Origin of the sequence: Campylobacter sp. RM12642 (genome assembly GCF_020137635.1) — a bacterium.
Taxonomy (GTDB): domain Bacteria; phylum Campylobacterota; class Campylobacteria; order Campylobacterales; family Campylobacteraceae; genus Campylobacter_E.
The window spans coordinates 1-8,626 of record NZ_JACGAT010000044.1 but is presented as its reverse complement, the minus strand read 5'-3'; the positions used below and the strand labels follow the sequence as shown (position 1 = coordinate 8,626).

The 8,626-nt window shown below is 27.0% G+C and carries 9 protein-coding genes; 6 read left to right on the top strand and 3 right to left on the bottom strand.

The features are described from left to right. The first annotated feature begins 33 nt into the window (after positions 1 to 33). From AVBRAN12642_RS09350 to AVBRAN12642_RS09325, 6 genes are all read left to right on the top strand, one after another. Positions 34 to 804: a hypothetical protein gene (locus tag AVBRAN12642_RS09350; protein ID WP_336608282.1), complete on the top strand. Its 771-nt coding sequence runs from the start codon at positions 34 to 36 to the stop codon at positions 802 to 804. Next, positions 805 to 1,548, top strand: coding sequence for a hypothetical protein (locus AVBRAN12642_RS09345; RefSeq protein ID WP_336608281.1), 744 nt, complete (start codon positions 805 to 807; stop codon positions 1,546 to 1,548). Between the two features lie 172 nt (positions 1,549 to 1,720). Continuing rightward, positions 1,721 to 2,701: an agmatinase family protein gene (locus AVBRAN12642_RS09340; RefSeq protein ID WP_239803038.1), complete on the top strand. Its 981-nt coding sequence runs from the start codon at positions 1,721 to 1,723 to the stop codon at positions 2,699 to 2,701. A gap of 24 nt (positions 2,702 to 2,725) precedes the next feature. Further along, entirely contained in the window at positions 2,726 to 3,949 is a 1,224-nt protein-coding gene (locus AVBRAN12642_RS09335; protein ID WP_336608280.1) for an Nramp family divalent metal transporter, read from the top strand. A gap of 2 nt (positions 3,950 to 3,951) precedes the next feature. After that, positions 3,952 to 4,863 carry a glutaminase A gene (glsA, locus tag AVBRAN12642_RS09330; RefSeq protein WP_214150556.1) on the top strand — a complete coding sequence of 304 codons (912 nt, stop codon included), beginning with the start codon at positions 3,952 to 3,954 and terminating at the stop codon, positions 4,861 to 4,863. 114 nt (positions 4,864 to 4,977) lie between these two features. Further along, positions 4,978 to 5,460 (top strand): hypothetical protein, encoded by a 483-nt coding sequence (locus AVBRAN12642_RS09325; RefSeq protein ID WP_336608279.1) that lies wholly within the window; start codon positions 4,978 to 4,980, stop codon positions 5,458 to 5,460. A gap of 81 nt (positions 5,461 to 5,541) precedes the next feature. On the opposite strand, the gene AVBRAN12642_RS09320 is transcribed toward AVBRAN12642_RS09325, so the two are convergent. The 3 genes from AVBRAN12642_RS09320 to AVBRAN12642_RS09310 are packed head-to-tail and all read right to left on the bottom strand — an operon-like array spanning position 5,542 to position 8,238. Continuing rightward, positions 5,542 to 6,591 (bottom strand): BspA family leucine-rich repeat surface protein, encoded by a 1,050-nt coding sequence (locus tag AVBRAN12642_RS09320; protein WP_336608278.1) that lies wholly within the window; start codon positions 6,589 to 6,591, stop codon positions 5,542 to 5,544. Continuing rightward, the gene (locus AVBRAN12642_RS09315; protein WP_336608277.1) at positions 6,588 to 6,788 is read right to left on the bottom strand and encodes a hypothetical protein; all 201 of its coding nucleotides are present in this window, start codon (positions 6,786 to 6,788) and stop codon (positions 6,588 to 6,590) included. The genes AVBRAN12642_RS09320 and AVBRAN12642_RS09315 overlap by 4 nt, the downstream gene beginning before the upstream one ends. Before the next feature lie 52 nt (positions 6,789 to 6,840). Continuing rightward, positions 6,841 to 8,238, bottom strand: coding sequence for a GTPase family protein (locus tag AVBRAN12642_RS09310; RefSeq protein WP_336608276.1), 1,398 nt, complete (start codon positions 8,236 to 8,238; stop codon positions 6,841 to 6,843). Between the last annotated feature and the right edge of the window lie 388 nt (positions 8,239 to 8,626).

Genomic DNA, 8,626 nt, shown 5'->3' with positions numbered 1-8,626 from the left:
CTAGGAGAATACATATAAACAAAAGGAGATTTTATGATAGAAAAAAGTATTATAAAAATTGTGATTTCAATTGTAATATTGTCTATTTGTTGTTTTTTATTTACGATAATTTTTTTTGTATATGATACTTTTTATATGTTTTTATCAATTACACAAGCACCTTATGGAAGTTTATTAGGTTCAATATTTATTATACCTTTATGTTTTTTAACTCATATAATATATAGCAAGATATCAAAAGAGTTATGTTTAATATTTTTATCTATTATGTTTTGTTTTTCTTATATTCCTATTTGGACTTTATCAATAGGCGGAATAATAGCTTTGATTTTGCCATTTATGTATTATTATTTATTAGTAATGTTATATAAGAAATTCTTTAAAAGTAAATCAAGTTTTGTAGGCAATACGCAGCTTAGAGTAGATTTTAAAACTATACAAATTGATAACGAAATTTATGAAAAATATAAAATAAATGAAGCACTTGCTAAATATAATATACAAGATACCATATTCAACACAAAAACCATACTACTTAATAAAGAGCTTGATTGTTTTTTTATTGATTGTGATTTAAATTCAAATAGAATATTTTGGATTTTAAAATATAAAACAGATATTATTAAAATACTTCTTGTGCATAAAAAGCGTTTATCAACTGATACTGCTATATTTGTAATCATAGATATTGAGGGTAATAATTTACTTAGCGAAGAAGAAGTGATTTATTTATTAAAAGAAATCTTAGATATTTATAATCAAGATAAACAAGTAAAATACACATTATTAGATAAAAAATATTAAATGATTAAAGAAATTTTAAAATTTATAATTATATTTATTTTAACTCTTATAAATGCTGTTTTTGTATATCTTGCAATCAAATCTTGTTTTATTGAAAATTATTTGTTTTTAATGTTTGTTTATATGTTTGTTCATTATTTTGTTTTATCAATGAAGTATTTTTATGATAAATCAAAATTTTTTGCCATTGTTTTATTTAGTTTAATTTCGCTTATTTTTGTAGTAGAAAATTGGCTATATTTTATGATTTTTATCGCTATTTATATCCTTGTAATTTATATGTTAAGAGAAGTTGATACAAGCAATGCGATTTATGTGATTAATCCAAAAAGATTTGATTTAGTTCATATAACTTTTGGATTTTTAATGCTGCTTTCATTTATTAGTATTGTAAGCTTTTTAAAAGATGAATTAATTATTTATAAAATAATCGGCGTAGTAATTATATTATGCACTTTAATTATATTTTGTGGTGTTAAAAGAGTGATTTACTATGAAGATTGCTTGGTGTTTGTAAAAGGCTTAGGAGTTAGCAAAATAAAATATGATGATATTAAAGAGTATTATTTTTTTAAAACAAATTTTAAAAATACTATAAGAATTTTTTTAAAGCGAAAAAGATTTAAGATTTTTTATACATTTTATGAGCTTTCCTTTAATAAATTTAATAAAAGCGATTTAGAAAAATTAGAAGAATTAATCAATAAAAATGAAAATAAACAAAGAAAATCATTATGGGGTTAAAAGCATTAGAGCTGATTTTAAATACTTTTTATTCTATAAAATATCTTAGCTTATGCAATAAAATTACAAAAAGTAACACAAAATATTGATTTTTATCAAATTTAATCAAAAAAATTATAAAAAACATAATTTCATTCCATAATAAAAGTCTATATTAAAAAAAGGAGTGATTATGAACGATAAACCAATTTGTTATGTTCCTAGTAGAAGAATTGGCGAAGTTTTTAGTGGTGTTCCATCATTTCTAGGGTTGCCTAAGATTCATAATGATGAAGAACTAAACAATTATGATATTGTAGTAATGGGTGTGCCTTGGGAAGGGGTTTGCACTTATGGTAATTATTCAGGTTGTGAGTTATCTACAAAAAATATTAGAGCTGCTTCTGTTAGATATGGTGGATATTTACCAGAATTTGATTTAGATGTATTTGATTATTTTACTGGTGGAGATTTTGGTGATTGTGCTATAGAAAATGGTAATTATGATTTTTCTTTTAATAGCATAAAAGATAAGTATTCTAAAATAATGAAAGCCAAAAAAATCTCTGTAGTATTTGGAGGTGATCACTCAATATCATTTCCGTTAATTAGTGAGTTTGCCAAGGCACATAATGGAAATATAGGCATTATTCATTTTGACGCACATATGGATAATATGGATAAATTTGGCGAAGAAAAATTAGCTAGATGTTCTCCTTTTCATAGATTATACGAAGACCCTTATATAGACCCTACAAAAATGGTGCATTTTGGAATAAGAGGACCTAGAAACAATCCAAATGGTTTAAAAGAAGCAAAAAAATTTGGAGCTCATGTAATTACTGGAATGCAAGTAAAAGAAATGGGTTGGAAAGCTGCTATAAGCGAAGCAATTAAAATTGCAAGTAATGGCACAGAAGCTATTTATGTAACTATATGCTCTGATGTTTTAGATATAGCATTTAATCCAGCAGGCCCACCTGATCCTTGTGGTCTTAGCACATATGAGCTTGCTATGATGTTGCACGAATGTGGAAAAGCAGGTGCTAGTGCGTTTGATTTTGTTGAATTATATCCAGGAAAAGACCCACAAAATACTTCAGGGCATGTAGCAGTGTGGATGAGTATATATTTTTTAACAGGCCTTACTAAGTATAGATTTAATATTAAATAACATATAAAAACATAAAGGGGAATTATGCAAAATAAATATACTTGGAAGGATAAAATTAAAGCAATAGGGCCAGGAGCTGTAGTTACTGGCTCTTTTGTTGGCCCTGGAACAATTACAACTTGCACTAAGGCTGGAGCTGGATTTGGCTTTGCTTTACTTTGGGCTGTTTTATTTTCAATAATAGCTACTATTATATTGCAAGAAATGTCAGCAAGGCTTGGAATAATTACTCAAAAGGGATTAGGCGAAGCCATATTAAACACTTTTAAAAGTAAGATTGGAAAAATATTAAGTGGAATTTTAGTGGGCGGTTCTGTGGTTTTAGGTTGTGCTGCTTATAATGCAGGGGATTTAACTGGTGCTGCACTAGGTCTATCAACGATAACTGGGATAAATATAACTTCTCTTACTCCTTATATGGGGTTGTTTGTATTTGTATTATTATGGATGGGTAGTTTTGATATTATCAAAAAAATCTTTATGCTATTGGTTATTATAATGGCTTTGATTTTTATCTTAACAATGTTTGTTGTTAAGCCAGATTTTTCTTTAGTTTTTCAAGGATTATTATTACCTACTTTTCCTGATGGCAGTTTATTTACTATCATTGCAATTATAGGGACAACTATTGTGCCTTATAATTTTTTTATACATTCAGCAACCGCTAAACGAACTTGGAAAGATGCTAGTGAATTAGAACTATCAAAATGGGATATATATTTTTCTATAACCACAGGTGGAATTATTACAGCAGCTGTTGTAATTACAGCTGGTGTTGCAATGATAGGAATGGAAGTAAAAAATGCTTCTGATATGGCTATACAACTTAGACCATTATTAGGTAATTATGCTGAAATAGTTTTGGGTGTTGGTATATTTGCTGCTGGACTTGCTTGTTCTATCAGTTCTCCTATGGGAGCTGCTTATGTTATGAGTGCTTTTTTAGGTTGGGATTATAAGCATAACGATATTCGTTTTAAATTAACCTGTTCTGCAATATTATTAATTGGAGTAATTGTTTCTTCAACTGGATTTAATCCTATAACTTTAATATTTACAGCTCAAATTCTAAATGGCATAATACTACCTGTAATTGTTGTTTATTTGGTGTATATTACATCAAGCAGTAAGGTTTTAAAAAATCATAAAAATAACAATATTAAAATATTTTTAGGTATTATCATCGCTTTAATTTCTGTGATTTTAGGCGGAAGTAGTTTAATTAGTGCGATAGGAAATATAATTTAAATATGCAAGAGTTGTTAGATAGATTAGTAAAAGATAATATTAAATATACAAAATTAGGAAGATTGGCAAATTATATCCCAGAGCTTAGCAAGGCTAAATTAGACGCTTTGGGAGTTTGCGTGATTGATAAGGATTATAATGTTTTTTGCTCGGGTGATAGTGAGCTAAGGTTTAGTATTCAAAGTGTTTCTAAAATAGTTACTTTAATGTTAGCTTTATTAGATAATGACTATGAGTATGTATTCTCAAAAGTAGGTGTTGAGCCTACAGGAGATGCCTTTAATTCAATTATGAAACTTGAAACATCAAACAATAAAAAGCCATTTAATCCAATGATAAACGCAGGTGCTATTGCAGTTGCTTCTATGATTAAAGGCAAAAATGCTGAAGAGAGATTTAATAGAGTGCTTGAGTTTTTTCGTTTGATTACTGATGATAATGAAGCGTCATTAAGCACTAAAATATACGAAAGCGAAAATAAAACAGGCAATAAAAATAGAGCCTTAGCGTATTTTATGAAAAATGATGGGATTATTAGTGATGATGTTGAGGTGGCTTTAGAAGTTTATTTTAAACAATGCTCAATACTAGCTAACACAAAAAGCCTAGCTAAATTAGGATTATTTTTAGCTAATGATGGGCTTAAAGATGGTAAGCAAATAGTTAGTAAAAAAATAGCTAGAACGATTAAGAGTTTAATGCTAACTTGTGGAACTTATGATTTATCAGGAGAAATAGCTGTAAGGGTAGGACTTCCATGTAAAAGTGGTGTGGGCGGTGGTATGGTATCGCTTGTCCCTAGAGAATTTGGGATAGGGGTTTATGGACCAGCACTTGATAGCAAGGGTAATTCAATAGGTGGTGTTAGGATATTAGAGGGCTTATCTAAAGCTTTAGATTTATCAATTTTTTAAATTAATCTAAAATAATTAAAAGTATCTAGTATTTTTGTGCTTTATATTTTGAGTTTTAAGATTTAAATTCTTATAATTTCACTATATTAATTTGCATATTTTATAAGGGCTAATGTGATAGAATGGATATATAATAAATTAATAAAAGTTTTTGTTGCAACTTGTTTTAAAGTTTTGATATTTCTTGTTTTATTGTATGTAATTTCTTGGTCTTTTTTAATGTTATATATGGATACTTTTATACTTACTTTAATACCATTAAGATACTTATTGCCATGGTTTTTTATAGATGACGATGATGCTTATGCTCGAGGTTTTTTGTTAGGTTTTTTGTTGCTTATGATATGGAGTTATTTTAGTATATCTGCGACTAAAATCTATTGTAAAAATATTATTAATTTTTATAAAGGCGATAAAGATTTAGGCTTTTTATTTTATTTTACCTTATTTAGTATTCTAAATGCGTTTTTTAAATTTTGCTTTTTAAAATTAGGAGATATTCACAATAGCACTTTAACTCTTGCTATTGCTTTAATATCTACGATTTTAATTTATTTTTATATAAATTATACGATTAAGAAAAGAAAATCATATTAAAAAACATTTACAAGCTTTAACGATATTACAAGGATAATTGAAAAATAAGAATTTGAAATTCTTATTTCAAATTCTTAAATCTTATTTGTGTTTTTCTATGAAATCTGTATAAAATTTAGGCAATTGCTCTAAACTATCGCAATCTTGAAACATATTATCTATGTAATTAACTTTTGAAGTATCAAAGTTTAATGGTTGATTGAAGTTTTTACAATTAGCAAACATATAGCTCATATCAATTACTTTTGAAGTGTCAAAGTTTAGTAATTGATTAAAGTTATAACATCCCATAAACATACTGTTCATATTTGTAACTCTTGAAGTATTAAAGTTTAATGGTTGATTAAACAGACTACACCAAAGAAACATACCAAACATATTTGTAACTCTTGAAGTATTAAAGTTTAATGGTTGTTTAAAATTTCTACAACCATTAAACATATAGCTCATATTTGTAACTCTTGAAGTATTAAAGTTTAATGGTTGATTGAAGTAATAACAACCTGAAAACATATAACTCATATTTATAACCTTTGAAGTGTCAAAGTTTAAAGATTGATTCAATCGCTCACAATTTTCAAACATATGGCTCATATATTTAACCTTTGAAGTATCAAAGTTTAATGGTTGTTTAAAATTTCTACAACCATTAAACATATGACTCATAGTATTAACCTTTGAAGTATCAAAGTTTAATGGTTGATTGAAGTGATAACAACCTGAAAACATCTTGCTCATATTAGCTACATTGGAAGTATTAAAATTTAAAGGTTGATTAAACCGACCACACTCAAAAAACATACCACTCATATTTGTAACATTTGAAGTATCAAAGTTTAATGGTTGATTGAAGAAAAGACAATGTGAAAACATATAACTCATATCAGTTACATTTGAAGTATCAAAGTTTAATGGTTGATCGAGACCAATACGACCTGCAAACATACCACTCATATTAGTTACATTACTTGTATCCCATTCGTTTATCCCACTAAAATCCCCTCTATAACTTTTATAAAACAATTTACTCATATCAGTAATTAAACTTGTATCAATATCACCTAGATAAATTCTCGTATCTCTTACTAACTCTTGTAATTCTTCTTTTGTGGTAGGCTTATATTTTTTCATAAAATCTCCTTTAATTTTGCTAAAGCTATATCAAATGTATTAGCTCTTTTTCTATCATAACAAACACTATTTTTACATTTAGGGCATTTAGATGGTGGTAAATCATTTGCACTTAGGCAATCGCTTTTATGAATTATCACCACTGAATACCCACAATCTTGACAAATAAACTTGCTTGGCTTTGGTGCTATTGGCATTTATACTCCTTTAAAGAATTTGAAAGTCATATTTCAAATTCTTTTTGTTTTTTTATTTTTTAAAAATTTTATTTACAGCACTTAATAAAAATCCACCTACTGCCATAATCTTCTCTTTATTTTCAACAACAAAATCAACTGCTTTTTCAACATTATCGCATAAGTTATCCCATAAGCTTTTTTCTATCTTTTCATCAGCTAAAGCTTTGTAATCTTTTGTGGTGCTTGTTGATTGATTGTTTGATGAATTAAAATTATTTGTATTAGGCTTTACTTTTTCGTTGCTTTTCCAATTGTTTTTATTTTCGTTTACCTTACCTTTAAATACTGCTCTTTTTTTGATGGGAGTATAATCAATGATGAAGTTAAGTAATTTTCCTAAATTATATGGGTTTTCTTGAATGCCATTTCTGCTCTTACCTGATGAATAATATATAGGCTCAATCCTTACGCTAGTTGTCTCATATATCCTATCACTAATTATCTTTACACTTTCATCAAGATATTTTATAAGCTCTTCTTCTGGATAAGGACTATCACCCTTCACCCAAAAATCTCCTTCTAAAGCTTGATCACACTTATTAAGCGCTATTAATATTCTATCTTTTGCGTTTTCTCCTAAGGCAGGGATTATTACATTAGTAATTAGATGATAGGTAGTGCCTAAATCACGAGTCTTTGCATCTACAATAACTAAAACTAAATCTATTAAAGCATTTCCTTTGCTATCTTTTTCGTGAAGTTTTTTATTGATTTTTGCAATATGCTCACTATCTTTTATCCCATCTCCTAAACCTGGACTATCCCATAAAACAAGGTTTTTTCCTATTTCGTATTTTTTAATCTCCATTGTTTGTGGTTTGCTAGTAGTTCCGATTTCGCTAAATTCTTGCTTGTATTCATCACCCATATTAAAAAGCGAATTAATAGTAGAGCTTTTGCCAACTCCTGTTCCGCCTGTAATTAATATATTTAGCTTTGTGTTTGCTAGTTTTTTGATATTTAGCTTTAGCTTATTTTTATCTTCTTCATCTAAATCTGATTTGTTTAACAACTCATCTAATTCTGCATACTCTTCTTTAGATTCTTCTTGTTCTTTATAGTATTTCATAACTTCTGTTATATTAGATATATCAGGTATTAATGCTGTTGAAGTTGGTTTTTGATAGTTTAAAATATCTTTTGATTTAAAGCTGATATGATATGCTTCTTCAATCAAAGCAGCTAATTTCATTCTGTTTTCTAAATCAAAATCTAAATCTTTTAATAAAATATCTAAATATCTTTTTTCAACGCATTTTGTTTCATCTTTTACAAATTGAAAAGCAAAATTATGAATACCAAGACATTTATCTTTTTCTTTAACAAAGTTTGAAATATTTTCTTTTAATATTTCTTTTTTACTTTCTTCTAGGTCTGTAAATTCTGTTAAAATTCTTTTGATTTCCATTTTTTATCCTTTTTATTTTTAATTTTTAAATATTTGTGATTAGATAAAAAATGCTTTCTAAGTTCCTTTAAAAATAGATGAAGGTTTTTGAGTATATTCTAAAGAGTTATACCCCCCCCCCATATAAAAGAAAAAATAACTTTCATTTATTCTCCTTTCTTGATTTTTCTTGATTATAACACATTGAATGTCAAAATTCTGTCCATATAAAATTTTTTAAAAATATTTTTTAAATTTCATTAATTTTTACAAGAATTTGAATTAATAATTTAAAAAAAACTATGATTTAAATTTAAGTATTTTATATAAATAAAAGGAATTTCAATTAAGAAATTCCTTTTGTAGTGTTTATTAAAACTTATTCTTCATAACAGCTTCAACAGCAATA

Bases quoted from the DNA above. Each gene is read 5' to 3' on its own strand.
- AVBRAN12642_RS09350 (WP_336608282.1), top strand. From the start codon at position 34: ATGATAGAAAAAAGTATTATAAAAATTGTGATTTCAATTGTAATATTG.
- AVBRAN12642_RS09345 (WP_336608281.1), top strand. From the start codon at position 805: ATGATTAAAGAAATTTTAAAATTTATAATTATATTTATTTTAACTCTT.
- AVBRAN12642_RS09340 (WP_239803038.1), top strand. From the start codon at position 1,721: ATGAACGATAAACCAATTTGTTATGTTCCTAGTAGAAGAATTGGCGAA.
- AVBRAN12642_RS09335 (WP_336608280.1), top strand. From the start codon at position 2,726: ATGCAAAATAAATATACTTGGAAGGATAAAATTAAAGCAATAGGGCCA.
- glsA (WP_214150556.1), top strand. From the start codon at position 3,952: ATGCAAGAGTTGTTAGATAGATTAGTAAAAGATAATATTAAATATACA.
- AVBRAN12642_RS09320 (WP_336608278.1), bottom strand. From the start codon at position 6,591: ATGAAAAAATATAAGCCTACCACAAAAGAAGAATTACAAGAGTTAGTA.
- AVBRAN12642_RS09315 (WP_336608277.1), bottom strand. From the start codon at position 6,788: ATGCCAATAGCACCAAAGCCAAGCAAGTTTATTTGTCAAGATTGTGGG.
- AVBRAN12642_RS09310 (WP_336608276.1), bottom strand. From the start codon at position 8,238: ATGGAAATCAAAAGAATTTTAACAGAATTTACAGACCTAGAAGAAAGT.